Origin of the sequence: Nonomuraea sp. NPDC048892 (assembly GCF_040649735.1) — a bacterium.
Lineage (GTDB): Bacteria > Actinomycetota > Actinomycetes > Streptosporangiales > Streptosporangiaceae > Nonomuraea > Nonomuraea maheshkhaliensis.
On sequence record NZ_JBEZFZ010000007.1, the window covers coordinates 252,726 to 278,252 of the forward strand.

Below are 25,527 nucleotides of genomic sequence, written 5' to 3' on the forward strand. Positions count from 1 at the left end.
TCGCCCTCGTTTGGGGAGCGGCCGTGACCGCCGTGCTGATCCTGGCGCCGCTCGCGCTGCGCGACCGGTTGCCCGATCCCCTGGCCACGCACTGGGGCTCGTCCGGCAGTGTCCCCGACGGCTCCATGTCGTTCACCGCTCATGTGGTCACGTCCTCGGCCATGTGGGTCGTGCCGTGGCTCCTCCTGGTGGTGTTCGCCGGCCGGGCCGGCGCCCGGCGCGGCGCCCGGGTGACCTGGTGGGGGTTGCTGTTCGGGCTGGGCGCGCTGCTGCTCGGCGCCGCCGCCTCCACCCTGTCCGTCAACCTCGACGCCCCCGGCTGGCGCGCGGCCGAGCTGCCCGGCTGGCACGTCCTCCTGGTGATCCTCGGCATGATCGTCGCCGGCACCGCCGCCGGCTATCTGGGCAGGGGCCCGCGGGACGAGCCGTCTCCCGGCGAGCAGGCGCCGCCGCGCCTGCGCCTCGGCCCTGGGCAGCGGGCGGTCTGGGTCAGCAGGATCGTCAACCCGTGGCTCACCGCGATCACCCTCTGCGCGCTGGCGGTCATCGTGGTGACGACCGCACTGACCGTGTTCGGTGCGTCCGGAGTGTCCGGGGTGGCCGGCGTCGGCGCGGCCCTGCCCGCGTTCGTCATCGTGCTCGTCGTCGGGCTGGCCACCATGGCGCTCACCGTCAAGGTGATCGACGAGAAGGTGGTGATCGGGTTCGGGCCGTTCGGCCGGCCGGCGCGGACCATCCCGCTGGCCAAGGTCGAGTCGGCGTGGGCCGAGGAGCTGCGGCCGTCCGAGGTCGGCGGCTGGGGCTTCCGTGGCCTGCCGGGCAGCGCCGCCATCATGCTGCGCGGCGGCGAATGCCTGGTCCTGCGCTACCGTTCCGGCGGCCGGCTCGCCATCAGCATCGACGACGCCGAACGCGGCGCCTCCCTCATCAACACCCTCATCGCGGAGCGTGTTACGTCGTGAAAAAACCCCTTGTTGTCTTCCTCGTCCTGGCCTTCGGGCTGTCCTGGGCCGTGGCGCTCCCCCTGTGGTTCGGCGGCGGGCTGGGCTCGCCGCTGATGCAGGGGCTGGGCGCGCTGATGATGTTCACCCCGTCGGTGGGCGTGCTCGGCGTCTGGGCGCTGTCGCGCGCGCCGTTCCGTGAATGGGCCCGTCACACCGGGCTCACGCTGGGCGAGCGCAAGGGCCGTACCTTCCTGATGATGCTGGCGGCCTGGGCGGGCGTGCCGGTCCTGACGTTCCTGTCCCTGTGGCTCAGCGCCGCCGTCGGGCTCGTCTCCCTGGACCTGTCCGGGCTCAGCCTCTTCGCCGCCGGCCTGCGGGCCAACGGCGTCCAGCCGCCCGCGGACCCGAGCACCCTGGCCATCGTGCAGATCCTGATCGCCTGCGTGGCAGGGCCCGTGCTGAACGCGATCCCGGCGCTGGGGGAGGAGTGGGGCTGGCGGGGCTGGCTGGCGCCCCGGCTCGCCGCCACGAACGGCGTGTTCGCCGGGCTGCTCATGTCGGGCGCCATCTGGGGCCTGTGGCACGCGCCGCTCACCCTGCTCGGCTACAACTACCCGCGGCTCGGCTCATGGGCGGCGCTGGTCTTCATCGGCTTCTGCATGCTGGCCGGGGTGCTGCTGGGGTGGCTGCGGCTGCGTACCGGGAGCGTGTGGCCCGCGGTGGTGGCGCACGGCTCGCTGAACGCCGTCGCCGGGGTCGCGCTGCTGCTCGGCGACGCCGCCGCGCCGCCGAACGAGGTGCTGGCCGGGATCACCGGCGTGGTGGGCTGGGTGGTGCTCGCGCTGCTCTGCGCGGTTCTGCTGCGTTTCTTTCCGGTACGTCCGCCGCGGCCGGCGCCCGAGCCGGCCCCCGTCGAGTCCGAACCGGCCACCTGAACGGGCCGGGCGGCCTGCCGGCTTCGCCCGGGCTTCTGCCGCGTTTCGCCTGTATGGCCGGTCGCCCTCGTGGCGGCCGGCCCGTTCAGGGGAAGAGGGCCCAGGCCACCAGCGCGGCGGCCGTGGCCGTCTCCACGAGCGCGCCGAGCACGTCGCCGGTGATCCCGTCGAGCCGGCGCCTGGCGTGGCGGAGCAGGAGCAGGGCCACGCCCGTTCCCGCGAGCAGCGCGATGGGGGCGCCGGCGGGGCCCGACAGCCACCCGCCGACCTCCCCCACGATGCGCTCAGCATCGGTCGGGAAGGTCCTGACCATGCCGTACACCTCCGTGCTCGCCGGAACCGGCTCGGGCCACCAGGACACGTCACCGGGGACGCCGCTCCAGACGTCGGCGAGCAGGCCGATCGCCACGGCCGTGAGCGCCGTGCCCAGGGTGACCAGCCAGGCTGCGGAGCGGCGTACGGTGCCCGCGACCATCGCCCCCAGCCCCTCGGGGCGTGCGGCGGGGACCCCGGCCCGGCAGGCCCACACCAGCGCCAGCCGCCCGGCCACGCAGGCCGTCACCAGCGCCCAGTAGCCGGCCTCCGCGACCGCCGCCACCTGGACGAGCAGCGTGAACACCAGCGTCATCACGCCGAAAGGCCCGATGTCCGACTTTTTCATGATGCCGAGCGCCTGATCGGCCGGTTTGCCGCTCCCCAGCCCGTCCGCGAGATCGGCCAGGCCGTCGAGGTGCAGCCCCCGGGTGAGCAGCGCCAGCAGCCCCACCGCCAGCGCGGCCCCCAGCAGGGGCGGGGCGGGAAGCAGCAGCGGCAGCCCGGCGACCAGTCCGAGCACCAGGCCGACGGCCGGGGCCAGGGTCATGGCCCGCCCCGCCACCTGCCGATCCACCCGCTCCACGCGCACGGGGAAGACGCTGAGCGTGCCCACGGCCAGCCGCACACCGTCCATCAGCCGCATAACGCACGATCCTAGGGCCCACTAGTGTGGCGGGATGCACGTGGTTGAACTGGAAGGCGTAGGTGTCCGGGTTGTCGGCAAAACGCTGCTCGACGGTGTCGATTGGCAGGTGGACTACGGCGACCACTGGGCCATCCTCGGCCCCAACGGCGCGGGCAAGACGACGCTGCTGTCGCTGGCGGGCGCCGTACGGCATCCCAGCGAGGGTGCCGTCAAGGTGCTCGGCCACCGGCTCGGCCGGGTCGATCTGCGGGAGCTGCGCCGCCACATCGGTCTCGTCGCCTCCAGCCAGCGGCTGGTGGACGAGGAGCTGATGGAGGAGGAAGGGGCGACCGCGCTCGCCGTGGTGCTCACCGGGCACACCGGGACGAGCGTGCCGCTGTGGGACAAGTACGGCGACACCGAGCACGACCGTGCCCACCGGCTGCTGGCCGACCTGGGCTGCAAGGACCTCGCCGAGCGGAAGTTCCGTGTCTGCTCGCAGGGGGAGCGGGCCCGGATCCGGGTGGCCAGGGCGCTCATGGGCGATCCCGCGGTGCTGCTGCTCGACGAGCCGTTCGCCGGGCTCGACCTGCCCGCCCGCGAAGACCTCATCACCGCCGTCGAGGACCTGGCCACCACCCGGCCCGTGCTCACCACCGTCACGGTGACGCACCACCTGGAGGAGGTGCCGGCCACCACGACGCACGCGATGCTCATGCGCGACGCCAGGGTGCTGGCCGCCGGTCCCGTGGCCGACGTGCTCACCTCCGACCAGCTCAGCGACTGCTTCGGCCGCCCTTTGACCGTGGACCGCATCGACGGCCGCTGGTACGCCAGAGCCGCCCGCCCCTGATCCCGGGCCTGGGCGCTCGCGCGGTCGTGGTGGGGCGTCCGGGGTCACGGTACGAGGGTGTGACGGTCAGGGCGGGGTGGTGGGGTCATAGTTCGAGTGGGCGGCCGGCGACCACCAGGGCCACGTACTCGGACTCGGCGGCCAGCCGTTCGTTGAGCCGGCCGAGCGCGTCCCTGAACGCCCGCCCGCTGGCCGTCGCGGGCACCACGCCCATCCCCACCTCGTCAGAGACCGTCACGATCGGTTGAGGCGTCTGGCGCCAGGCGGCCACCAGGGCGTCGCAGGCGGCGGCGACCGGCGCGCGGTCGCCCTCCCACGCGCCGTGCTCGTCGAACACCGCCGTCAGCCACGTGCCCAGGCCGTCGATCAGCAGCGGGGTGGTGGCGGCGCCGATGGCCGTGACCAGGTCGGTGGTCTCGGCGGTGGCCCAGTGCGCGGGCCGCCGCTCCCGGTGCGCCCGCACCCGCGCCGCCCACTCGCCGTCACCCGCGCCGGCCGGTCCTGTGGCCACGTAGGTGACGTACGGCTCGCCGGCCAGCCGCATCTCCGCCTCGGCCGACTTTCCTGACCTGGACCCGCCCAGCAGCAACGTCCGCCACGGGTGTGGCTCGCGTTCGGTGACGATGGCGTCGTCCTGGGCCCCTGGAGGCCGTGACGCCGCTGTGAGGCCGCGTCCGGGCGTGACCTCCAGCTCCGTGCCGTCCGGGACGCTCAGGGCGCCCCACAGGCGCAGCCGGCGGGTCAGCTCCCGCTCGGACCTGATCCGGTGGTCCAGGCCGGTCGCCACCACCACGGTCGCGCCGTCCGCCGGCCCGGCCCTGCGCAACTCCCCGAGACGCTCCGGGCGATCGAGCAGGTCCATCAGAACGACGTCGTACCTGGCGTCTGTGGGCACTACCTGGTCCCTGGGGAGGCACAGCAGCCGGGTGCCGTCCGGGCAGGAGAGCCCGAGGCCGCCGGCGTGGGTGCGGTAACCGTCCGGCGGGGCGTCGAAGGGGAAGCTCGCCACGCCGTCCACGACGACGCCGAACGGGCGGCGGTGACCCGGGGGCAGGCTCGCGCAGGAGACGCACCGGCAGCCGGGCTCCGGCCAGCCCGCGCCGCCCGCCGTACCGGTGAGAAGGACTTTCACCGCGCCGAGCGTACCGGCGAGTCGGTTATCGGAGGGTTTCGGCGGGGGTGCGGGTGCGGCGGCGGGTGGCCACGACGGCGCCGGCCGTGAGCAGGGCCAGCGCGCCCGCCCCGCCCGCGATCAGCAGGACAGGCGGCCCGCCAGGGGTGGCCGGCGTGGCGGCGGTCAGCTCGGTGCCGCCGCGCTCGCGCATCGGGTACCCGGACACGGAGACCACGTCGCCCTCGGCGTTCACCCGGACCTGGGCGGCGGTGGCGAGGAGCCGGGCGGTGGTGGCGTCCTCGGCGCCCGCCACGCACCGCAGCACCCCCTGCGCGGGAGGCTGGTCGCCCGGGTAGGCGTCGGCGTCCCCGTCGCCGAAGTCCACCGAAACGGCCACCCGCTTGTGCCCGGAGGCCGCGGTGTCCCGGCCGCACACCGACTCGAACGACGGCAGCTCCCCGCCGGGGGAGTCGCCGGCCCCTTCCGCGACGACGGAGAAGCGCCAGCCGATGACGGAGCCGTCAGGCGGCGAGCCGGCGGGATCGGCCGCGAGCCAGGCCGTCCCGTCGCTGAGCCAGGCGCTCCACGACCGCGGCGCGCCGGGGTCGGCGGCTCCGGGGGCCGGCCCGCCGGGGGCGACGGGCGTGGCGGCGAGTGCGGAATGGGGAAGGGAGAGGAACGCGGCCGCCCCGATGGCGACCCCGGCCGCAACACGATACGCGCGCAGCATCGATTGACCTCCGAGCTCGGGAGTAGGGTTCCAGTGCCTGCGGAGGGTGCGCCGGCGAACCCGCGGAAAAGGAGCGTATGGCATGACATGGCGGTGGCGTTATGAAAATGCAAATGGTGGTGAGGTGACGGATCGCCCTTTGCCGCGAGAGGTTTTTCCCAGCCAGGCCGACGCGGAGTCCTGGCTCGGCGAAAACTATCGTGACCTGCTGGAATCCGGTGTCGAGCAGGTCGCTTTGCTCGAAGAGGACCGTGTTGAATACACGGGATTGTCATTGCGCCAGCAGTGATTCCCCTATAAAAGAAAAACCCCTTGAGCGTCTTGCGGCTCAAGGGGTTTTTGTTACGTGGGCGCGTTATGGGCGGGTCTGCGGGCTCACGGTCTTGGCGGGGTCGCGCTCGACGACGCCGCCGAGCACCGCGTCGATCCGCTCCAGCACGTCGGCCCCCAGCTTGACGCCGGACGCCTTGACGTTGTCACGCACCTGCTCGGGCCGGGTGGCGCCGACGATGGCGCTGGAGACGTTCTGGTTCTGCAGCACCCAGGCGATCGCCAACTGCGCCATGGTGAGGCCCAGGTCGGAGGCGATCGGCTTGAGCTCCTGCACGCGGGTGAGCACGTCGTCCCGCATGAACCGGGCGATCATGGCGCTGCCGCTCTTGTCGGTGGCCCGCGAGCCCTCGGGCGGCTGCTGGCCGGGGAGGTACTTGCCGGTGAGCACGCCCTGGCCGATCGGGGACCAGACGATCTGGCCCACGCCCTCCTTCTCGCTCAGCGGCACGACCTCCGGCTCGATGATGCGCCACAACATCGAATACTGCGGCTGGTTCGACACGATGCGGTCGAAGCCCATCTCATCGGCGATCTTGAGCGCCTGGGCGATCTGCTCGGCGGTCCACTCGCTGACGCCGATGTAGAGGACCTTGCCCTGGCGTACGAGATCGTCGAAGGTCTTGAGCGTCTCCTCAAGCGGGGTCTCGTAGTCGAAACGGTGCGCCTGGTAGAGATCCACGTAGTCGGTCTGCAGGCGGCGCAGGGAGCCGTTGATCGACTCGGTGATGTGCTTGCGCGACAGGCCGCGGTCGTTGCGGCCGGGGCCGGTCGGCCAGTAGACCTTGGTGAAGATCTCCAGCGACTCCCTGCGCACGCCCTTCAGTGCACGGCCGAGCACCTCCTCAGCCTTCGTCCCCGCGTAGACGTCGGCGGTGTCGAACGTGGTGATCCCCTCGTCGAGGGCCGCCTGCACGCACAGTTTGGCGGCCTCCTCCTCGACCTGGGAACCGTGGGTGATCCAGTTGCCGTAGCTGATCTCACTGACCATGAGGCCGCTGCGGCCGAGGTGTCGGAATTCCATAGGTCCGACCTTAATCCCGGCGCATGGGGTGATTCGTTTCGGGATAGGGTGCGCGACGTGCTGAAGCTAGTACGGCTGGCGCTGACGGCGGCCATCCTGACCGCGATCGCGGTACGACTGCGCCGCCGTGCCCGCCTGCCGCGGAAGGAACCCGCCGCTCCGGTGGCGCCCGTCCGCCGCGCTCGCCGTGCGGGGATGGGTGCGATCTGGGCCGGCATCGTGGCGATCGTGGCGCTGACGCTGGTCCTCGCCCTGATGCCGGCGGGCGGGTGGCAGGCGCGGGCGGCGTACGAGGACTCCTTGACCTGGGACGAGATCCTGGCCACCGTGCCGAATCCCGCCCCGCCCACCGCAGAGCCCACCGCGCAGTCCGTGCCTTCGCCCGCGGCGAGCGCCCGCGACTCCGGTCTCGGCCCCGAATCCGGCCCCGACACCGGCTCAGGTTGTGCGCCTGCGCCGCGTCCGGTGACGGTGCGGCCGATCGATCCCACGGTGAAGCGTGCCGTCGACCGGCAGTGGCGGCGGATCGAACGGTGGCTGAAGGCGAACGCGCCCCGCACGTACCGGACGCTGAGGGCCCCCGGCAAGGCGCGCACGATCGCCGTCGCCGAGGCGCAGATGGGTGTGAACTTCCCCGACGACCTGCGGGCCTCGCTGCTGCGCCACAACGGCTCGCGCGGTGCGGGCGCGTTCGGGCTGGGGCTGGGCGTCCGGTCGGGCGTCGCGTCCCACCTCGGCATCCGCCAGATCAGGGACACCTGGCGGCGGTTGTGCGCCTCGGAGATCGCGCCCGGCCGCCGGAACGGTCGGATGATCCCGTTCCTGTCCCGTCAGGGGCGCGGATCGGACGCGACGGAGCACGTCGTGACGTACGCCGCGGAGCTCGCGATGAGCGCCCCCGCTGACGGGGCCGTCGCCTGGGAGGGCACGGACGGCATGCTCCGCGTGCCGTCGTACCACGCGCTCATGCGGGCGGTGGCCGACGCCCTGGAGCAGGGCACGGCCCTAACGCTCGACGGCGAGCGGGAGTCCGAGGGCCGGCGCCCGACGGTCGAGCGCGGCCTGCTGCGCTGGAAGTAACGCCACCGCCACCGCCGCAGGACACCGCGACATTTCGCCACCGGCCGTGCCGCCGCACAGGGCGGCGGCACGCAGCGGGTCGCGGCGTTTGCCGGGAAACGGCCGAAATTTCGGAAAATATCCGTTACTTCTTCGGCGGGACCGGCTTGCCACCAGGCAGCACTGAGGGCGGCGGGAAGCGCAGCTTGCGGATCTGCAAAGCCCGCATCGCCGCGTAGAAGCCCACGCCTCTGACGCTCTCGTTCGGGAACTTCTCCGCGACCACCTTCTTCACCTTCCAGGCCACGTAGACCGAGGTGAAGAGCACGCCGATCATCATGATCGGCCAGCCGATCGTCACCACGTAGCCCAGCACCTGGGCCCTGATGGCCATCGGCCAGGGAACCCATGTGGCGAGCAGGATGACTAGCGAGAACGGCAGGAAATACTGGCTCGGCAACCGCCGCGAGTCGACCCATTCACGCGCGAACTTGCGCGCTGGGCCCTTGTCACGAGCGGGGAAATACCGCTCGTCACCAGCGAGCATGCCCTGGCGGGCACGATCGCGCTCGGCGGCCTGCTTGGCCCGCATCTGCCGATAGGCCTCTTTGCGGTCTTTCGGCGCGGAGACGTATTGGCGCCGTTTGCCTTCGGCAACGCGGCGCTTGGGTGTGGGACGACCTTTACCCTGGGGCTTAGGATCGTCAACGGGGACGGGGGTGTCGTCCACGGAGGTCTGGGAACGGCGTCGCAACACAGCGTCAACCCTACCTGGACTGCAACTTAGTGACGCCCTCGTGCGTTATGCGTAGGGTAATCCCAAGGCGGCTGCGCTGCACGGGATAACACCAGCACGACCTAGAAGGGGACGGCCGACGCGCATGAGCGTGATGAAGAGACTTTCGATGATCTTCAAGTCCAAGGCCAACAAGGCCCTGGACAAGATGGAGGATCCGCGCGAGACCCTTGACTACTCCTATCAGCGGCAGCTTGAGCTGCTGCAGAAGGTGCGCCGAGGAGTGGCCGACGTCGCCACCTCGCGCAAGAGGGTGGAGTTGCAGATCAACGGCTTGGAGAGCCAGGCCAGACGTTATGAGGAGCAGGGGCGCAAGGCGCTGTCCGTGGGCCGCGAGGATCTGGCCCGCGAGGCGCTGCAGCGGCGGTCCAACCTGCAGTCGCAGATGGCCGACCTCAAGGTTCAGCACGACAACCTCCAGGCCGAGGAAGAGAAGCTGACCACGGCTTCGCAGCGGCTGCAGGCCAAGGTCGACTCCTTCCGCACCAAGAAGGAGACGATCAAGGCCACCTACACCGCGGCCGAGGCGCAGACGCGCATCAACGAGGCGTTCTCCGGCATCTCAGAGGAGATGGGCGACGTCGGCCTGGCGATCCAGCGCGCCGAGGACAAGACGGCGCAGATGCAGGCCCGCGCCGGCGCGATCGACGAGCTGCTGGCCAGTGGCGCGCTCGACGACTACAGCGGCACCCGCGGCGACGACATCCAGGCCGAGCTCGACCGCATGGGCGGCGGCATGGACGTCGAGCTGGAGCTGGCCAGGATGAAGGCCGAGCTGGGCCAGGGCCCGGCGCCGCAGAGCGCCATCGAGCAGGGGCAGCCGCAGGCTCAGCCTCAGCCGCAGGCCCAGCCGCAGCAGCAGGGTGGCACCCAGCAGCTGCGCCAGCCTGGGGAGGGCGCATGATCGTCAGGATCATGGGCGAGGGTCAGGTGGAGATCTCCGCCGAAGACATCTCGGTCCTCAACGAGCTGGACTCCGAGCTCGAAGCGGCCATCGACGCGGGCGACGAGCAGTCGTTCCGGGTCAAGCTGCACGCGCTGCTCGACAAGGTGCGCCATGTGGGCAAGGCGCTTTCCGACGACAGCCTTGAGCCGTCAGAGCTGATCCTTCCCCCCGCGGACGCCTCGATCGAGGAGGTCCGGGAGATGCTGGGCGACCAGGGCCTGATCCCGGGCTGAGACCGTGAGCACGCGGTTCGCGTCCGATCGCGGCCTGACCAGCCGCATGGTCGTGACGATGTTCCTGCTCGGCCTGCTCTACGTGGTGTTCGTCGGCGTCCTGATCGCTCTCGGTGTCCAGGCGCTGACCGTGCTGGTGCTGGCGGGCGGCCTGCTGCTGGTGCAGTACTTCCTGTCCGACCGCATCGCCCTGTTCGCGATGCACGGGCGGGAGGTCTCTCCGCAGGAGGCCCCTGAGCTGCACGGCCTGATCGACCGGTTGTGCGCCATGGCCGACATGCCCAAGCCTCGGGTGGCGATCGCGGATTCCGACGTCCCCAACGCGTTCGCCACCGGCCGCAACCAGAAGAAGGCCGTCGTCTGCGTGACGACGGGCATCCTGCGCCGCCTGGACCCGCGGGAGCTGGAGGGCGTGATCGCCCACGAGCTGTCCCATGTGGCCCACCGTGACGTGGCCGTCATGACGATCGCCTCGTTCCTCGGGATCGTGGCGGGCCTCATGACCCGCTTCGCTCTCTACACGGGGCTCGGCGGCCGCCGAGCGGGCAACGGCCAGGGCGGCGTGCCCATCGGGCTGGTGATCCTGCTGGTGTCGGTCATCGTGTACGCCGTCAGCTTCCTGCTCACCCGGGCCCTGTCGCGCTACCGCGAACTGGCCGCCGACCGGGCCGGCGCCCTGCTCACGCAGCGCCCATCGGCCCTGGCCAGCGCGCTGACCAAGGTGAGCGGCGAGATGGCCAGGATCCCCACCAGGGATCTGCGCGAGGCGGAGCCGTTCAACGCCTTCTACTTCGCGCCCGCCCTGGCCAAGGGCGAGACGCTGGCGAGCCTGTTCTCCACGCACCCGCCGCTGGAGCGCCGGCTGGAGCAGCTGGCGAACATCTCGCGGCAACTCGGAAGGGGCTGAACACCTCATGGGCTGGCTCGACTCGCTCCTCGGCCGGTCGAAGCCGGTCCAGCCCAACCTCGACGCGTTGTTCGCGCTGCCGTCGGCGGCCGTGACGCTGCAGGCCGCGACCGGGCTCGTCCCCACCGGTTCCGGCTCCGTGGCGTTCAGGGCCGCCGAGGGCGTCGCGTTCGCCACGCTCGAACGCGACGTCAAGGCGCTGCTCGGCGAGCGGGTCGAGGAGTCCGACGACGGCTACGGCTACACCTGGCTCCTGGTACGCCGCTCACCCGACGCCCTCAGCGACCTGGTCACCGAGTTGCACGCGGTGAACTCGTCGCTGGAGGAGGCCGGGTTCGGGCCTTCGCTGCTGTGCTCGCTGGTGTCGTTCGCCCGTCCTGACGGCGGTGGGCGGCTGGCCGTGGTGTACCTGTACAAACGCGGCACCTTCTACCCGTTCGCCCCCACCTCCGGACAGAAACGCGACAACGCGCTCGAACTGCAGGCCAGGGGAGCGCTGGAGGGCGAGCTGCCGCTGGAGAAGGACCTCAGCCGCTGGTTCCCCGTCTGGGGCGCTCCCGGGCTCTGAGCGCCCGCCTTCCGCGAGCGGCCCTGACCCGTTTCACGCGGGGCTCGGCTCGCGGCGGGCCCCGTGCGCTCCGTGCCGAGCTTTGCCGGGTTCCGCGCGGGGCTCTGGGTGGGGCTCTTATGTGCGACGATCGCCCACGGTGATCTAATCATTACGTGGAGCGAAGGTTGTTCGTGTTCGCCGCGTCCGCGTTCATCGTGGCGGCGGTACTCGGCAGCGCCTGGATGACCGGGCAGTTCACCACCCCCGCCGTGGACAGGACCGACGGTTACGTCGGCGAGCTGGCCGCCCGTGACCAGCCGTGGACGCGTCTGTTCCGGGTCAGCGACGTGCTGGCGGGGCTGGCGTGCCTGCTCGGCGTGACGCTCGTGCCGAGGGTGGCGCGCGAATGGCCCGGCTGGCTGGCGCTGGCCGCGTTCGGGCTGCTCACGGTCGTGACCGGGCTGTTCCCGCTGGACTGTGCCACGGTGAGCGACCCGCTCTGCGGCCATCAGGGGACCTCGTCCGGCCATCTGATCCACCTCGTGGCGGGCGCACTGAGCACGGGGGCCGTGGTGGCCGCGATGGCGCTGCTCGGCGCGAGCTGGCGGTCGTGGGTGTCGTGGCTGTTCACCTGGCTCACCCTGGCCGCGACGGTGCTCACCGTGGCCGGGCTGGCCGGCGGGCGCGGCGCCGGGCTCGCACACCGGGCCCAGCTCGCCGTGATCGCCTTCTGGCTCGTGTACGTGGCCCTCCGCCTGCTCGTCTCCGACGACCGGGAAGAGAACGAAGCACTGACCCCTGCCATGAGAATCGCCCCCGGCCGCATGGGCGGAGTAGGCGGCGCCCGCGTCCGCCCGGACGGCGCCGCAGGCGCTGGAGAAGCGACCGGTGCGGTGGACGGGGCCGATGCGGGACACCCGATGGAGACGGGTGCCGGGGGGCTCGCAGGTGCGGCGGAAGCGTGGCATGGAGCCGGCGCTGCGGGTGCGGGTAGCGGGGTGGGTTCGGGTGGGGTGGTAGCTGGGGGTGGGAGGCAGCATGTCGTCGTGCAGGGGGACGGGCCTGCGGTGTTGATCGCGGCGGGGGCGGCGGGGGCCTGGTTTCACTGGGACGTGGTGGCTGGTCTGCTTGCTGCCGCCGGTCGTCGGGTGATTCGGTTCGATCGTCCCGGGCTTGGGCTCAGTCCGCCCTCGCCCGTGCCGCCGACCCTGTACGCCGAGGTCGCCCGGCTGGCCGCGCTGGCCCCGGCCCACCCCCAGCAGGTCACCGTCATCGCCCACGGTGTCGCCTGCTGGCACGCGGAGGCGTTCGCCCGGCTGCACCCGCTGTGCCTGGCCCGGCTTGTCCTGGTGGATCCGGTCCGCGTCGGCGAACGGCCTGCGCCGGCGGCGGCCACCAGGACGGTGGGGCGCTGGCTGCCCGCGCTCGGCGAGACCTGGGGCGCGACCGTCCTGGCCCGGCTGACAGGCCCGCCCGCGCACCGGCTGCTCACCGGGCTGCCCGACCCGTCGGGGATCTACCGCACCGGCACGGCGGTCTCCGCGATGGCGGGGGAGTGGCTGGCTCGTGGCGACATGGCCGCCGACCTGCGCAGGCTCCGGGCCGAGAAGCCGTTCCCGGGGGTGCCGGTCGTCGTGATCAGTGCGGGCGACCGGGACGGCTGCAGGGAGCGGCTGGCGGACGAGCTCGGGGGCGAGCACGTACGCGTACCAGGGCCTGGACGGCGTATTCACCTCCACCACCCGCACACTGCCGCCGACGCGGCCCTGTCTCCCGTTCACGTTCGGCGAGATGTGTCGTCCCAGGTGCCCGAGGCCAGCGAGGGGTCGCCTCGGGAGTCCACATCCAATGACGGGGGGAGCGGGCCCTGAGCCGGTCGGCGGAGGCGGCGTTGCTCGAACGGGTGACGGATATGCGGGCCACCCACCAGAATGGCGGGAAAAGAGGCCATTTGTGGGGGTGCCAATGCCTGACCTGGCGGGTCTGCGGCCAGGCGATCCCGCGACGGTGGGCGCGTACGGCCTGTCGGGCCGGCTCGGCGAGGGCGGGCAGGGCATCGTCTACCTCGCCACGGCACCGGACGGCACGAAGGTGGCGCTCAAGCTGCTGCGCGCCGACCTGGCGGGCGACGCCGAGGCGTCGGAGCGGTTCGTCCGCGAGGTGGCGATGGCGCGGCGGGTGGCGCCGTTCTGCACGGCGCAGGTCGTCGAGACCGGCCTGTACGGCGGGCGCCCGTACATCGTCAGCGAGTACATCGACGGCCCCACCCTCGCCGACGTCGTACGCGAGCAGGGCCCCCGCACCGGCACCTCCCTGCACCGGCTCGCCATCGGCACCATCACCGCGCTGGTCGCCATCCACCAGGCAGGCATCGTGCACCGCGACTTCAAGCCGTCGAACGTGCTCCTGGCCTCCGACGGCCCCCGCGTGATCGACTTCGGCATCGCCAAGGCGCTCGACCTCAGCTCGACCCTCACCGTGGCCGTGATCGGCACGCCGTCGTACATGGCGCCTGAGCAGCTCACCCAGTCGAACCCGGGGCCGAGATCGGACATGTTCGCGTGGGCGTGCACGCTGCTGTACGCCGCCTCGGGGCAGCCGCCGTTCGGGCAGGACAGCGTGCCCGCGGTGGTCAACCGGATCCTGCACACCGAGGCCGACACCGGCTCGATCGCGGATCCCGCCCTGCGCGCGCTCGTCACGGAGTGCCTGGCCAAGGACCCCGCCGGACGTCCGTCGGCGAGCGACGCCCTCATGCGCCTCCTCGGCCACGCCCCCGCCCCCAGGGCGGCCTCCGGCGGACACTTACCCGGCGCCCAGGGGTCCGGGCTGCTCCAACAGGGCAGCGCGGCGGCCGGCCCGCACACGCCGCCGGCCGGCCCGCAGACGGCAGGCGGCCCATATACGGCGGCAGGTCCGCAGGCGGCAGGCGGTTCACAGGCGGTAGGCGGCGCGTACACGACGGCAGGCCCGCAGGTGGCAGGTGGCCCGTACACAGCGGCCGGTTCGCACGTGCCGGGCCCTCCGCCGCGCCCGGGCCCGCCCCAGTCAGGCGCCGCGCAGCCACTGCCGCGTCCCGGTCCGCCCACGTGGCCGACCCGGCGCCGGCGTACCGGATGGGTGGTCACGGCGGCTGTAGCGGGGGCGCTCACCCTGGTCACGGCCACCGCGCTGGTCGCCGTCCGGCTCTCCGAGGGTTCCGGCGGCGGCGGCGCGACGCCCACGTCATCGGCCGCCCAGGTCGTCACCTCCGCCCCCGCCACCCCGCCCACGACAGGCCCCGCCACGACGCACCCCGCCACCCGTTCGATCTCCCTGCCCGGTACGTCGGTGCGGGTCGAGGAGCACGCCGGCGACCCCATCGAACTCGTCTCCTACACCCTCGACAGCGGCAAGCGCCTCTACGTCAGGCAGCCCGCCACCGGCACATTCGCCGCCGACAGCCGCTACTTCGAGTACGCCCTCGACCCCAGGACCGGCCGCGCGCTCGCCACCGACGCCGACTACACCACCGACGGCTTCGCCACCGTCTCGATCGTCGATCACGCCACCGGCGGCAAACGCCTGGTCAGGCTCAGCCCCAGGCCGGTCTTCCCCACCACGCCGCGCTGGTCGCCCGACGGCAGGTACGGCCTGGTCACCCTCTTCAAGGGCACGCAGGACGACACGGTCGAGTACGGCTACGGCATCATCGACGTCACCTATGAGAAGGGCCGCGTGTTCGAGATCAAGGAGCAGGGCGCGGGCAAGTGGCGCTTCTTCTGGGACGCCGGCGGCCAGGCGGTGGGCACGTGGGTGGGCGACCGGATGACGTTCTACGACCTCAACGGCAGGCTCCTGCGCACGCTGACGAACGTGGGCGCGCCGGTGTGGGTGGAGGGCGACGACGTCTCGCCGACCGGCACCCGCTTCCTGGCCCACTGCACGAGGGACGCCACCACGCTGTGCGCCCGCTCCACCTCCGGCGGCGACACGGACGCGGTGACGATCCCGTTCGCCGCCGTCCGCCTCATCGGCTGGTGGGACGACGAGCACCTGGCCGTGTGGCGGACCAAGGGCGGGGGGTACGAGGCGGTCGTCATCGACCTGAAGGGCCAGGTGTCGCGGGTGCTGGCGACGGCGGCGGAGAAGGCCGAGTTCGACAAGATGGGATTCCGCTTCGCCCGCGTGCCCGCGTAGATCCCGGGGGCGTCCTAAGATCGGGGTGGAACCCATGCGAAGGGGCTGGGCCTCGTGGACATCACCGTGATCGGCCAGGGCTCGGTCCTGGCCGCGCCCGACATCCTGCGCCTGCACGCGGGCGTCGAGGTGCGCAGGACCTCCGCCGCCGAGGCGTTCGCCGCCGTACGGGCCGCCGCCGCCCGGCTGGCCGAGGCGCTCAGACGCGAGGGCATCGCCGCCGACGACGTGACCACGGTGGAGCTGTCGCTGGGGCCCGAATACGCCAACTACCCGGAGGTGGCCGCGTACCGGGCGGTCCAGGGCGTCGAGGTCGTCGTCCGCGACCTGAGCAGGGCCGATCACGTCATCGACACCGTGGCGGGCGTGGGGGAGGAGGCCAGGCTCAACGGCGTGGCCTTCGAACGCTCCGACCCGGCCGCGGCGCTGGCCGAAGCGCGGGTACGGGCGTTCAGGGACGCCGCGGCCAAGGCGGCGCAGTACGCCGAGCTGGCCGGGCGCCCGCTGGGGCGGGTGACGGAGGTGAGCGAGGACTTCACCGCGCCGCCGCGGCCGATGGCACGCATGGCCGCGAACTTCGCGGCCGACTCGGAAGCCTCGATCAGCCCGGGCCGCCAGTCGCTCACCGTCACGGTACGCCTCGGCTACGACTTCGCCTGACCTGAACGGAATTGAGCTCAGCCGGCCCGCGCCACGCCAGGGTCCGCAGCGGGCCAGGCCAGGGCCGCGACACCGCCCCGGCCCGGCGCCTCACCGTGCCCTGGAGCCGTGCCCCGGAGCCGTGCCCTGGAGCCGGGCCCTACGGAAGGGCCAGCATGCGGTCCAGGGCGACCTTGGCCCAGTGGGTGGTGTCCGCGTCCACCGTGATCTGGTTGACGACCTCGCCCAGCACCAGCGACTCCAGCGCCCACACCAGGTGTGGCAGGTCGATCCGGTTCATGGTGGAGCAGTAGCACACGGTCCGGTCCAGGAACGAGATGTCCTTGTCGGGGAACGTCTGCGCCAGCCGCTTGACCAGGTTGAGCTCCGTGCCGATGGCCCAGCTCGAACCCGACGGCGCCGCCTCCAGCGTCTTGATGATGTGCTCGGTCGAGCCCACGTGGTCGGCCTTCAGCACCACCTCGTGCCGGCACTCGGGGTGCACGAGCACGTTGACGCCGGGGATGCGGGCGCGTACGTCGTCCACCGACTCGGCGGTGAAGCGGCCGTGCACCGAGCAGTGGCCCCGCCACAGGATCATCCTGGCCCGCTCAAGCTGCTCCCTGGTCAGGCCGCCGTTGGGGCGGTGCGGGTTCCACACCACGCAGTCCTCCAGGGACATGCCCATCTCCAGCACCGCGGTGTTGCGGCCGAGGTGCTGGTCGGGCAGGAACAGCACCTTCTCCCCCCGCGAGAACGCCCAGTCGAGCGCGCGGCGGGCGTTGGAGGAGGTGCACACGGCGCCGCCGTTCCTGCCGCAGAACGCCTTGATGTCGGCGCTGGAGTTCATGTACGTGACCGGCACCACCTGATCGGCCAGCCCGGCGTCCTCCAGCGCCTCCCAGCACTCCTCGACCTGGTCGAACGTGGCCATGTCCGCCATCGAGCAACCGGCCGCCAGGTCGGGCAGGACCACCTTCTGGCCCGCGCCCGTCAGGATGTCGGCCGACTCGGCCATGAAGTGCACGCCGCAGAAGACGATGAACTCGGCCTCGGGCCGCGCCGCCGCCTGCTGGGCCAGCTTGAACGAGTCACCCGTCACGTCGGCGAACTGGATGACCTCGTCACGCTGGTAGTGATGGCCGAGCACGAACAGGCGCTCGCCGAGCGCCTCCTTGGCCTTGCGGGCCCGTTCGACCAGGCCGGGGTCGGAGGCCGGCGGCAGCTCGCCGGGACAGTCGACCCCCTTCTCGCTGTGCGGATCGGCACCCTGGCCGAGTACGAAGAGCGGCAGTCCAGTCTGGGTGGCCATGGCCGTACCCCCTTATCGTCGTTCTGACGATACCCATCATGGCACACGGAGAAATGTGGTCATTCTCGGGGAGGGGGCCCCGGGAATGTGTGGCATCGCCCAGGTGTTGGTAGCGTCATTAGCAGGACGTCGAAAACAGACAGCCGGGTTAGGGAGTCAGCAGATGACGGTTGAGAGCAGCGAGACCACGGCACAGGGCCTGATCCTGACTGACGCGGCCGCCGCCAAGGTCAAGAACCTGCTCGAACAGCAGGGCGAGGAAGGTCTGCAGCTGCGGGTCGCCGTGCAGCCAGGAGGTTGCTCCGGCCTGCGCTACCAGCTCTTCTTCGACGACCGTTCGATGGACGGTGACGTCGTGTCGGACTTCGGTGGCGTCAGCGTGGTCACCGACCGGATGAGCGCCCCCTACCTGATGGGCGCCTCGATCGACTTCGTCGACACGATCGAGAAGCAGGGCTTCACGATCGACAACCCCAACGCCACGGGCTCGTGCGCCTGTGGTGACTCGTTCAACTAGAACGGGTCGCCCACGGCCCGCAGGTCCCGCTCGCCTTTGTGCGTGCGGGACCTTCGCGTATCCTCGTGGGGCTCATTGGCCTGCTGACAACGAGGAAGAAGAATCCCGTGCGCATCGCCGTAACCGGCTCCATCGCGACAGATCACCTGATGACCTTCCCTGGGAGCTTCGGCGACCAGCTCATCGCCGAGCAACTCGATCGGGTGTCGCTCTCTTTCCTGGTCGATGACCTCCAGATCCGCCGTGGCGGCTGCGCCGCGAACATCGCGTTCGGAATGGCCTGTCTCGGCCTCAAGCCGATCCTCGTGGGGGCCGTCGGCAACGACTTCGCCGACTACCGCTCGTGGCTGGAGCGCCATGGCGTCGAGTGCGGCTCCGTGCACGTCTCGGAGACCCAGCACACCGCCCGCTTCCTGTGCACCACGGACGAGAACCACAACCAGATCGCCTCGTTCTACACCGGCGCCATGGCCGAGGCGCGGCTCATCGAGCTGCAGCCCGTGGCCGACCGCCTGGGCGGCCTCGACCTGGTCCTGATCAGCCCCAACGACCCCGACGCCATGCTGCGTCACTCCGACGAGTGCCGCCAGCGCGGCATCCCGTTCGCCGCCGACATCTCCCAGCAGCTGGCCCGCATGGAGGACGAGCAGATCCGCCAGCTCGTCGACGGCGCCGCCTACCTGTTCGGCAACGACTACGAGAAGGGGCTCATCGAGCAGAAGACCGGCTGGTCCCACGAGGAGATCCTCGGCCGGGTCGGCGTCCGGATCACCACGCTCGGCCCCAAGGGCGCCGTCATCGACCGCCAGGGCGAGCCGTCCATCCAGGTCGCACCCGCCCCCGAGCGGGGCAAGGCCGACCCCACCGGCGTCGGCGACGCCTTCCGCGCGGGGTTCCTGGCCGGCGTGGCCTGGGGCCTGCCGCTGGAGCGGTGCGGGCAGATCGGCAACCTGACCGCCACCCACGTGCTGGAGCGCGTGGGCGGGCAGGAGTACGAGCTCGGGCAGAAGGCATTCCTGGAGCGGTTCTCCGCCGCGTACGGCGCGGAGGCCGCGGCGGAGATCGCCCCCCACGTCCGCTGCTACCACCCCTGAGCCGGAGAACGTGAGACGGGCCGCCCCACGTGCGTGGGACGGCCCGGACGGCGTTTCAGCGCATGGCGTAGACGCGGTGCACGAACTCGGCCAGCTCGCCGTCGGGCAGGTGCCTGGCCAGGTCCGCCTCGGTGATCATGCCGACGATGCGGCCGTTCTCCATCACCGGCAGGCGCTTGATCCGGTGCTCCTCCATGCGGGCCAGCGCCTCCTGCACGGTCGCGTCCGACGGCACCCAGACCAGCCCGACGGCCAGCTCGCCCGCCGTCACGCTGGACGGGTCGTGACCGGCCGCGACACACTTCAGCACGATGTCGCGGTCGGTGATGATGCCGGTGACGCGGTCGTCAGGACCGCAGACGGGCAGGGCGCCCACGTCCTTCTCGCGCATCATCTGCGCCGCCCGGTCCAGGGTCTCGTGTGCCGCGATGCACTCCGCGCCCGTGCTCATGATGTCGCGGGCGGTCTCGCGCGGATTTCCGCTGATCATGACTTCCCCCCGAGTTGTCGATGACTCCTAAGGGGAGGCCCTACCCGCTGTGGGGGCCTGAATCGGCCGGCGGGCCTTTCAGTAGTTGCGGCGTACGTGGATCGCCCAGCCGCCCTCCGGCAGCTCGTACGACCCCACATGCCGGTGCGACTTCAGCCTGCACCACGCCGGCACGTCCGTGTAGGCCGCGGGATCGTCGGCCAGCACGGCCACCACGGCGTTGAGCGGAACGTAGTTGATCTGCTCGGCGAGCATGATGATCGGGATGGGGCACTTCTTGCCGAGCGCGTCGATCGTCAAAGCCGGCTGGGTAACCTCGGTCATGCGACTCCTGCGTCCTGCCGGATCCGGCGCACCAGGTCGGGCAGCGCGGCGAGGAAGGCGTCGACCTCGTCCGCGCCGGTGCCCCTGGCAAGCGACACCCGGACATTGCCATGCGTCAGCACGCCCATGGCCTCAAGGACGTGCGATGGACGAAGCGTACTAGCGGTGCACGAACTTCCTGACGATACGGCGAAACCCGCCTTGTCGAGCTCGGTCAGGAGCGCCTCCCCGTCGACGTACAGGCACGAGAAGGTGACGATGTGCGGGGCCCGACCGACGGGGTCGCCGATGACCTCCACGTCGGGGACGGTCTCCTTGACCCTGGCCCTGATCCGGTCGACGAGCGCGGAGAGCCGCGCCTGCTCCTCCTCCGCCTCGGCGCGGACCGCGCGCAGGGCGGCCGCCGCCGCGACGACGGCGGGGACGTTCTCGAAGCCCGGCACCCGCCGCCGCTCCCGCTCGTCCTCGGGCAGGAACGAGCGGAAGCGCGTGCCCTTCCGCACCGCCAGCACGCCCACCCCGGCCGGGCCGCCCCACTTGTGGGCGCTGGCCGCCAGCACCGACCAGCCGAGCGGGATCGGCATCCGGCCCGCCGTCTGCGCCGCGTCCACCAGCAGCGGAACGCCGTGCTCGCGGCAGGCTTCGGCCGCCTCGGCCACCGGCTGGGTGGTGCCGACCTCGTGGTTGGCCGTCTGCAGGCAGGCCAGCGCCGTGCCGGGCGCGGCGACCGCCTCGGCGAAGCGGGCCAGGTCCACCCGCCCGCTCAGGTCCACGCCCACCGTCTCGACCGTGCCGCCCTCGCGCTCGTGCACCTGGCCCGCGTGCAGCACGCTGGAGTGCTCGACGGCGCTCGTCACCAGGTGGCGTCCGGCTCTGCGTCTTCCGTGTAGGGTGCCGAGCACGCCGAGATGCACGGCCTGCGTGCCCGACGCGGTGAACGACACCTCGTCAGGGCGCGCGCCGAGTGCCTCGGCCACCTCCGTGCGGGCCTGTTCCAGCAGCAGGTGAGCGCGGCGGGCCGCCCCGTAGAGTCTCGCCGGGTCGGCCCAGCCGGCGTCGATCGCCGCCAGCAGCGCCTCGCGCGCCTGGGGGTGGAGCGGCTCGCTGGAAGCCGCGTCGAAATACGCCACGGGATACATCGTCCCACTTCCGGCGCCATCGAGGGGTCGAGAGGTGGGGCGAGGCACCCGCACGCTAATGTGTCTGCTTGTCAGTCTGTGCTTGATGCAGAAAACAGCAATACGAGCGCCCAAGGGAGAGACTCTTGGGCTTCATCTGTGGGGTAGGCGATCCGTGAGTCCGACTCGCCGTACGACGCGGCGTTCGTTGGCCCGGCGCAGGGTGCCACGAGCCGCCGCTTTGGCGTTGCTGCTGGCCACTGCTACGGCGTGTGCTAATGACGTCCCCGAGGCCAACTGGTCTCGCGGCCTTCTTCCCGACCACATCACCGAAGAGGCCGGTGTGGTCCAGAGTCTGTGGAACGGGGCCTGGATCGCCGCACTCGCCACGGGCGCGGTCGTCATCGTGCTGATCCTGTGGGCGTCGTTCTTCCATCGCAAGCGCAGGGCCAAGGCCGAGCTGCCGCCGCAGGTGCGCTACAACCTGCCGATCGAAATGCTCTACACCCTGATCCCGCTGGTCATGGTGTCGGTGTTCTTCTTCTTCACCGCCCGCGACAGCGAGGTGCTGGCCAAGGTCGACGGCGACGCCCCCGTCAAGGTCAAGGTCGAGGCGTACCAGTGGAGCTGGCGCTTCACCACGACCGTCGACGGCAAGACGCTGGCGCCGGTCTCCGGCGTGCCGGTGAGCGACTTCCACCAGGGCCCCCAGCTCGTCCTGCCGGTGAAGAAGAAGGTCGAGTTCGACCTGTCGAGCGACGACGTGATCCACTCGTTCTGGGTGCCCGAGTTCCTGTTCAAGCGCGATGTCATCCCCGGCATCCCCGAGAACAACCCGGGCCGCAAGTTCCAGATCACGACGCTCGACCGCACCGGCGTCTTCGCCGGTCGCTGCGCTGAGCTCTGCGGCGTCGACCACAGCCGGATGCTCTTCTCGGTGAAGCTCGTGAACGAGCAGGAGTGGAGCCAGTACATCGCGACCCAGCAGGCGGGGAGTGCCCAGTGACCGCCATCCACGAACCACTGACGACAGCGCCGGTCAGGCCCATCTCCAAGGGCCAGATCCTGGCCAAGTGGATGTCCTCGACTGATCACAAGATCATCGGGCACATGTACCTGATCACGTCGTTCGCCTTCTTCCTGATCGGCGGCGTCATGGCGCTGATCATGCGGGCCGAGCTGGCGCAGCCCGGCCTGCAGCTCACCAGCAACGAGCAGTTCAACCAGCTGTTCACCATGCACGGCACGATCATGCTGCTGATGTTCGCGACGCCGCTGTTCGCCGGCTTCGCCAACGAGCTGATGCCGCTGCAGATCGGCGCCCCCGACGTGGCGTTCCCGCGCCTCAACATGGTCAGCTACTGGCTCTACCTGTTCGGCAGCCTCATCGCCGTCTCGGGCTTCTTCACCCCGGGCGGCGCGGCCTCGTTCGGCTGGTTCGCCTACACGCCGCTGTCCAACGCGATCAACTCGCCCGGCGTCGGCGGCGACCTGTGGATCATGGGCCTGGCCCTGTCCGGCCTCGGCACGATCCTCGGCGCGGTCAACTTCATCACCACGATCATCTGCATGCGCGCGCCCGGCATGACCATGTTCCGGATGCCGATCTTCACCTGGAACATCCTGCTGACCAGCATGCTCGTGCTGATGGCCTTCCCCGTGCTGGCCGCCGCCCTGCTCGCGCTGGAGGCCGACCGCAAACTGGGCACCCAGATCTTCACCTCGGAGAACGGCGGGGCGCTGCTCTGGCAGCACCTGTTCTGGTTCTTCGGCCATCCCGAGGTCTACATCATCGCGCTGCCGTTCTTCGGCATCGTCACCGAGATCCTGCCGGTCTTCAGCCGTAAGCCGATCTTCGGTTACATCAGCCTCGTGGGTGCGACGATCTCGATCGCGGGCCTGTCCATCACGGTCTGGGCGCACCACATGTTCCCGACCGGGCAGGTGCTGCTGCCGTTCTTCTCGTTCATGACGTTCCTCATCGCGGTGCCGACGGGCGTGAAGTTCTTCAACTGGATCGGCACGATGTGGCGAGGCCATCTGAGCTTCGAGTCGCCGATGCTCTTCTCGGTCGGCTTCCTCATCACGTTCCTCCTGGGCGGCCTGACGGGCGTCATCCTGGCCTCGCCGCCGCTCGACTTCCACATCAGCGACACCTACTTCGTCGTCGCCCACTTCCACTACGTGGTCTTCGGCACCGTGGTGTTCGCGATGTTCGCCGGGTTCTACTTCTGGTGGCCCAAGTTCACCGGCAAGATGCTCGACGACAAGCTCGGCAAGCTGCACTTCTGGCTGCTGTTCATCGGCTTCCACACGACGTTCCTGGTCCAGCACTGGCTGGGCATGGCCGGCTTCCCGCGGCGCTACGCCGACTACAGCCCGGCCGACGGCTTCACCGACCTCAACCTGTTGTCGTCGGTGGGCGCGTTCGTGCTGGGCGCCTCGACGCTGCCGTTCTTCTACAACGTCTGGAAGACCTGGCGCAGCGCGCCCAAGGTCACCGTGGACGACCCGTGGGGTTACGGTGGCTCGCTCGAATGGGCGACCTCCTGCCCGCCGCCGCGGCACAACTTCACCAGGCTGCCGCGCATCCGGTCCGAGCGCCCCGCGTTCGACCTGCACTACCCGCACGCGTCCGCCAAGTCCACCCAGGAGGTCGAGGGCTGATGAAGGTCCAGGGTTGGCTCTTCCTGCTGTGCGGCGTCTTCTTCGCCGGCGTCGACATCGCCTACTGGTTCTGGACCAAGGCGGCGACGGGCCAGGGTGAGCCGGTCGGCACCACGGCCATGGCCATCTCGGTCGGCTTCGCGTTCATGGTGGGCTACTACCTGATGTTCACCGCGCGGCGCATCGGCGCGCAGCCGGAGGACGACAAGCAGGCCGACATCAGTGACGGCGCGGGTGAGATCGGCTTCTTCAGCCCGAGCAGCTGGTGGCCGCTGTTCCTCTGCCTGGCGGCGGCCTTCGCCTTCGCCGGGTTCGTGATCGGCTTCTGGATGTTCCTGATCGGCGTCTTCCTGATCATCATGGCGATGATCGGATTCGTCTTCCAGTACTACCGGGGCCACTTCTCGCACTGAGCACTGAGGCACCACACCTGGAGCGGGCGTCTTCCTCTTGGAGAGGGACGCCCGCTTTTTGGTGTTCTTTACCAGTGTACGGATGTGGTGAATCAATTACTCAGGGTAATAAAGGAGGCGGATAGGTTCGATCTCGGGCGAGGGAGTACTCGTGGGGCGAGGAGCGTATGGATCGGCCGGCTTGCTGGCCTTGGCGCTGCTGGCGGCGTGCTCGGCGCAGAGCCCGGCGCAGGACCCCCAGGGGGTCGCCATGGCCGGGAAGGCGCCCGGCGCCTCTGTGGGGTTCTCTCCGGCCGACAAGACGTCTAACGTGCCCACGGACCAGCCCGTGGTCGTCTCGGTCCAGGGAGGCACGCTGAAGAGCGTGCGGGTGGACGGGGGCAAGGCGGGCCCGCTCAAGGGTGTCCTCAGCGCCGACGGCACCCGGTGGCGCAGCGTCGGCACCGCCAGGCCCGGCACCTCGTACACGGTGACCGCCGTCTCCGCCGACGCGGCGGGCAAGCAGAGCGAGAGCCGCAGCGGGTTCACCACGGTCAAGGGCGGCAAGACGTTCGACATCGCGACCATCACCCCGAACAAGGACGACACCGGGCTGACGGTCGGCGTCGGCATGCCCGTCATGATCGCCTTCGACCAGCCCGTCACCGACCGGGTGGCCGTCGAGCGCAACCTCAGCGTGCACAGCTCCAAACCGGTCGAGGGGGCCTGGCACTGGTTCGACGACCAGCACGTGGACTATCGGCCGCGGAAGTACTGGCCGGCGCACACGAAGGTGCGGGTGGAGGCCAAACTGGCCGGCGTGCGCGGCGGACCCGGCATGTACGGCAAGCGCGACGTGAAGCTCGACTTCAAGATCGGCCGTTCGCAGATCACCAAGGGCAGCACCAACGAGCACGTGCTGATCGTCCGGCGGGACGGCAAGCGCGTCCGCACCATGCCGATGAGCGCCGGTCAGGGCGGCCAGTGGAAGTACCACACGACCTCGGGCGTGCACCTGGCCATGTCACGCGAGCCCGTGACCGTGATGACCTCGCCGGGGATCGGGCCCGGCTCGGCCGGCTACTACCGGCTGACCGTCTACAACACCGTGCGCATCTCCAACAGTGGCGAGTACGTGCACAGCGCGCCCTGGTCGGTCGGGTCGCAGGGCAACTCGAACGTCAGCCACGGCTGCGTGAACGTCAGCCCGGGCAACGCGGCGTGGTTCATCAAGAACACGCTGATCGGCGATCCGATCATCATCACGGGGACGCCGCGGAAGCTGGAGCCCACCAACGGGTGGGGGCACTGGCAGGAGACCTGGAAGCAGTGGCTCAAGTGGAGCGCGCTGAAGGACGGCCCCACCAACCTGCTCGACCGCTGACGGTGGCCCGGCCCGTGTACTACGGAAGGTAGGAGAGGGGACGGCCGGAT

The 25,527-nt window shown here is 70.8% G+C and carries 27 protein-coding genes; 18 read left to right on the forward strand and 9 right to left on the reverse strand.

Annotated features, from left to right (window positions below; all coding sequences use genetic code 11):
• Positions 1–23: 23 nt before the first annotated feature.
• Both AB0C28_RS25210 and AB0C28_RS25215 read left to right on the forward strand, forming a co-directional pair.
• Positions 24–962, forward strand: coding sequence for a hypothetical protein (locus AB0C28_RS25210; protein ID WP_357851810.1), 939 nt, complete (start codon positions 24–26; stop codon positions 960–962).
• Positions 959–1,879, forward strand: a complete 921-nt coding sequence (locus AB0C28_RS25215) for a CPBP family intramembrane glutamic endopeptidase (protein WP_358077881.1) — start codon at positions 959–961, stop codon at positions 1,877–1,879. The genes AB0C28_RS25210 and AB0C28_RS25215 overlap by 4 nt, the downstream gene beginning before the upstream one ends.
• Before the next feature lie 85 nt (positions 1,880–1,964).
• Here AB0C28_RS25215 and AB0C28_RS25220 read toward each other — a convergent pair whose 3' ends face one another.
• Positions 1,965–2,837, reverse strand: a complete 873-nt coding sequence (locus AB0C28_RS25220) for an adenosylcobinamide-GDP ribazoletransferase (RefSeq protein ID WP_358077883.1) — start codon at positions 2,835–2,837, stop codon at positions 1,965–1,967.
• Between the two features lie 34 nt (positions 2,838–2,871).
• Between AB0C28_RS25220 and AB0C28_RS25225 the strand changes: the two genes are divergently transcribed.
• A complete protein-coding gene (locus AB0C28_RS25225; RefSeq protein WP_357851819.1) occupies positions 2,872–3,672 on the forward strand; it encodes an ATP-binding cassette domain-containing protein in 801 nt (266 codons plus the stop codon).
• An 85-nt stretch (positions 3,673–3,757) separates the two neighbouring features.
• Here the strand turns inward: AB0C28_RS25225 and AB0C28_RS25230 are convergent, their stop codons facing one another.
• Together AB0C28_RS25230 and AB0C28_RS25235 are read right to left on the reverse strand one after the other, a co-directional pair.
• On the reverse strand, positions 3,758–4,804 hold the full coding sequence (locus tag AB0C28_RS25230) for a bifunctional adenosylcobinamide kinase/adenosylcobinamide-phosphate guanylyltransferase (RefSeq protein ID WP_357851823.1): 1,047 nt from the start codon (positions 4,802–4,804) through the stop codon (positions 3,758–3,760).
• Positions 4,805–4,829: 25 nt separating this feature from the next.
• Entirely contained in the window at positions 4,830–5,516 is a 687-nt protein-coding gene (locus tag AB0C28_RS25235; RefSeq protein ID WP_357851826.1) for an SCO2322 family protein, read from the reverse strand.
• Between the two features lie 82 nt (positions 5,517–5,598).
• Here AB0C28_RS25235 and AB0C28_RS25240 point away from each other — a divergent pair, with 82 nt between their 5' ends.
• Entirely contained in the window at positions 5,599–5,805 is a 207-nt protein-coding gene (locus AB0C28_RS25240; protein ID WP_346114984.1) for a hypothetical protein, read from the forward strand.
• A 66-nt stretch (positions 5,806–5,871) separates the two neighbouring features.
• Here AB0C28_RS25240 and AB0C28_RS25245 read toward each other — a convergent pair whose 3' ends face one another.
• Entirely contained in the window at positions 5,872–6,870 is a 999-nt protein-coding gene (locus AB0C28_RS25245) for an aldo/keto reductase family protein (protein WP_358077885.1), read from the reverse strand.
• A gap of 57 nt (positions 6,871–6,927) precedes the next feature.
• Here AB0C28_RS25245 and AB0C28_RS25250 point away from each other — a divergent pair, with 57 nt between their 5' ends.
• Positions 6,928–7,950, forward strand: a complete 1,023-nt coding sequence (locus AB0C28_RS25250; RefSeq protein WP_358077887.1) for an SMI1/KNR4 family protein — start codon at positions 6,928–6,930, stop codon at positions 7,948–7,950.
• A gap of 124 nt (positions 7,951–8,074) precedes the next feature.
• On the opposite strand, the gene AB0C28_RS25255 is transcribed toward AB0C28_RS25250, so the two are convergent.
• On the reverse strand, positions 8,075–8,659 hold the full coding sequence (locus AB0C28_RS25255) for a DUF3043 domain-containing protein (protein WP_357851835.1): 585 nt from the start codon (positions 8,657–8,659) through the stop codon (positions 8,075–8,077).
• Between the two features lie 151 nt (positions 8,660–8,810).
• On the opposite strand from AB0C28_RS25255, the gene AB0C28_RS25260 reads away from it, so the two are divergent.
• The 7 genes from AB0C28_RS25260 to AB0C28_RS25290 all read left to right on the forward strand — a co-directional run bounded on the left by AB0C28_RS25260 (position 8,811) and on the right by AB0C28_RS25290 (position 16,200).
• A complete protein-coding gene (locus tag AB0C28_RS25260) occupies positions 8,811–9,629 on the forward strand; it encodes a PspA/IM30 family protein (protein WP_346114988.1) in 819 nt (272 codons plus the stop codon).
• Positions 9,626–9,904 carry a hypothetical protein gene (locus tag AB0C28_RS25265; protein WP_346114989.1) on the forward strand — a complete coding sequence of 93 codons (279 nt, stop codon included), beginning with the start codon at positions 9,626–9,628 and terminating at the stop codon, positions 9,902–9,904. The genes AB0C28_RS25260 and AB0C28_RS25265 overlap by 4 nt, the downstream gene beginning before the upstream one ends.
• A 4-nt stretch (positions 9,905–9,908) precedes the next feature.
• On the forward strand, positions 9,909–10,811 hold the full coding sequence (gene htpX / locus AB0C28_RS25270) for a zinc metalloprotease HtpX (protein WP_346114990.1): 903 nt from the start codon (positions 9,909–9,911) through the stop codon (positions 10,809–10,811).
• 7 nt (positions 10,812–10,818) lie between these two features.
• Positions 10,819–11,379, forward strand: a complete 561-nt coding sequence (locus tag AB0C28_RS25275; RefSeq protein ID WP_358077889.1) for a hypothetical protein — start codon at positions 10,819–10,821, stop codon at positions 11,377–11,379.
• Positions 11,380–11,534: 155 nt separating this feature from the next.
• Positions 11,535–13,232, forward strand: coding sequence for an alpha/beta fold hydrolase (locus AB0C28_RS25280; protein WP_358077891.1), 1,698 nt, complete (start codon positions 11,535–11,537; stop codon positions 13,230–13,232).
• Positions 13,233–13,326: 94 nt separating this feature from the next.
• Positions 13,327–15,540, forward strand: a complete 2,214-nt coding sequence (locus AB0C28_RS25285; RefSeq protein WP_358077893.1) for a protein kinase — start codon at positions 13,327–13,329, stop codon at positions 15,538–15,540.
• Between the two features lie 54 nt (positions 15,541–15,594).
• Positions 15,595–16,200 (forward strand): SIMPL domain-containing protein, encoded by a 606-nt coding sequence (locus AB0C28_RS25290; protein WP_358077895.1) that lies wholly within the window; start codon positions 15,595–15,597, stop codon positions 16,198–16,200.
• A gap of 139 nt (positions 16,201–16,339) precedes the next feature.
• On the opposite strand, the gene nadA is transcribed toward AB0C28_RS25290, so the two are convergent.
• Positions 16,340–17,491, reverse strand: coding sequence for a quinolinate synthase NadA (gene nadA, locus AB0C28_RS25295; protein ID WP_357851852.1), 1,152 nt, complete (start codon positions 17,489–17,491; stop codon positions 16,340–16,342).
• A gap of 163 nt (positions 17,492–17,654) precedes the next feature.
• On the opposite strand from nadA, the gene erpA reads away from it, so the two are divergent.
• Positions 17,655–18,008, forward strand: a complete 354-nt coding sequence (erpA, locus tag AB0C28_RS25300) for an iron-sulfur cluster insertion protein ErpA (RefSeq protein ID WP_106242686.1) — start codon at positions 17,655–17,657, stop codon at positions 18,006–18,008.
• A 107-nt stretch (positions 18,009–18,115) separates the two neighbouring features.
• Complete coding sequence (locus AB0C28_RS25305) at positions 18,116–19,102, forward strand: carbohydrate kinase family protein (protein WP_357851856.1); 987 nt, start codon at positions 18,116–18,118, stop codon at positions 19,100–19,102.
• Between the two features lie 55 nt (positions 19,103–19,157).
• Here AB0C28_RS25305 and AB0C28_RS25310 read toward each other — a convergent pair whose 3' ends face one another.
• The 3 genes from AB0C28_RS25310 to AB0C28_RS25320 form a co-directional block, all read right to left on the reverse strand.
• Entirely contained in the window at positions 19,158–19,592 is a 435-nt protein-coding gene (locus AB0C28_RS25310; protein WP_357851859.1) for a CBS domain-containing protein, read from the reverse strand.
• Between the two features lie 78 nt (positions 19,593–19,670).
• Positions 19,671–19,916 (reverse strand): sulfurtransferase TusA family protein, encoded by a 246-nt coding sequence (locus AB0C28_RS25315; RefSeq protein WP_043638353.1) that lies wholly within the window; start codon positions 19,914–19,916, stop codon positions 19,671–19,673.
• Positions 19,913–21,046 (reverse strand): cysteine desulfurase family protein, encoded by a 1,134-nt coding sequence (locus AB0C28_RS25320; RefSeq protein ID WP_358077897.1) that lies wholly within the window; start codon positions 21,044–21,046, stop codon positions 19,913–19,915. Before AB0C28_RS25320 ends, AB0C28_RS25315 begins: the two co-directional genes overlap by 4 nt.
• A gap of 331 nt (positions 21,047–21,377) precedes the next feature.
• On the opposite strand from AB0C28_RS25320, the gene AB0C28_RS25325 reads away from it, so the two are divergent.
• From AB0C28_RS25325 to AB0C28_RS25340, 4 genes are all read left to right on the forward strand, one after another.
• On the forward strand, positions 21,378–22,040 hold the full coding sequence (locus tag AB0C28_RS25325; RefSeq protein WP_357851865.1) for a cytochrome c oxidase subunit II: 663 nt from the start codon (positions 21,378–21,380) through the stop codon (positions 22,038–22,040).
• A 71-nt stretch (positions 22,041–22,111) separates the two neighbouring features.
• Complete coding sequence (gene ctaD / locus AB0C28_RS25330) at positions 22,112–23,701, forward strand: cytochrome c oxidase subunit I (RefSeq protein ID WP_357852483.1); 1,590 nt, start codon at positions 22,112–22,114, stop codon at positions 23,699–23,701.
• Positions 23,701–24,114, forward strand: coding sequence for a cytochrome c oxidase subunit 4 (locus AB0C28_RS25335; protein ID WP_357851868.1), 414 nt, complete (start codon positions 23,701–23,703; stop codon positions 24,112–24,114). The genes ctaD and AB0C28_RS25335 overlap by 1 nt, the downstream gene beginning before the upstream one ends.
• A 181-nt stretch (positions 24,115–24,295) precedes the next feature.
• Positions 24,296–25,477 (forward strand): Ig-like domain-containing protein, encoded by a 1,182-nt coding sequence (locus AB0C28_RS25340; RefSeq protein WP_357851871.1) that lies wholly within the window; start codon positions 24,296–24,298, stop codon positions 25,475–25,477.
• Positions 25,478–25,527: the final 50 nt, after the last annotated feature.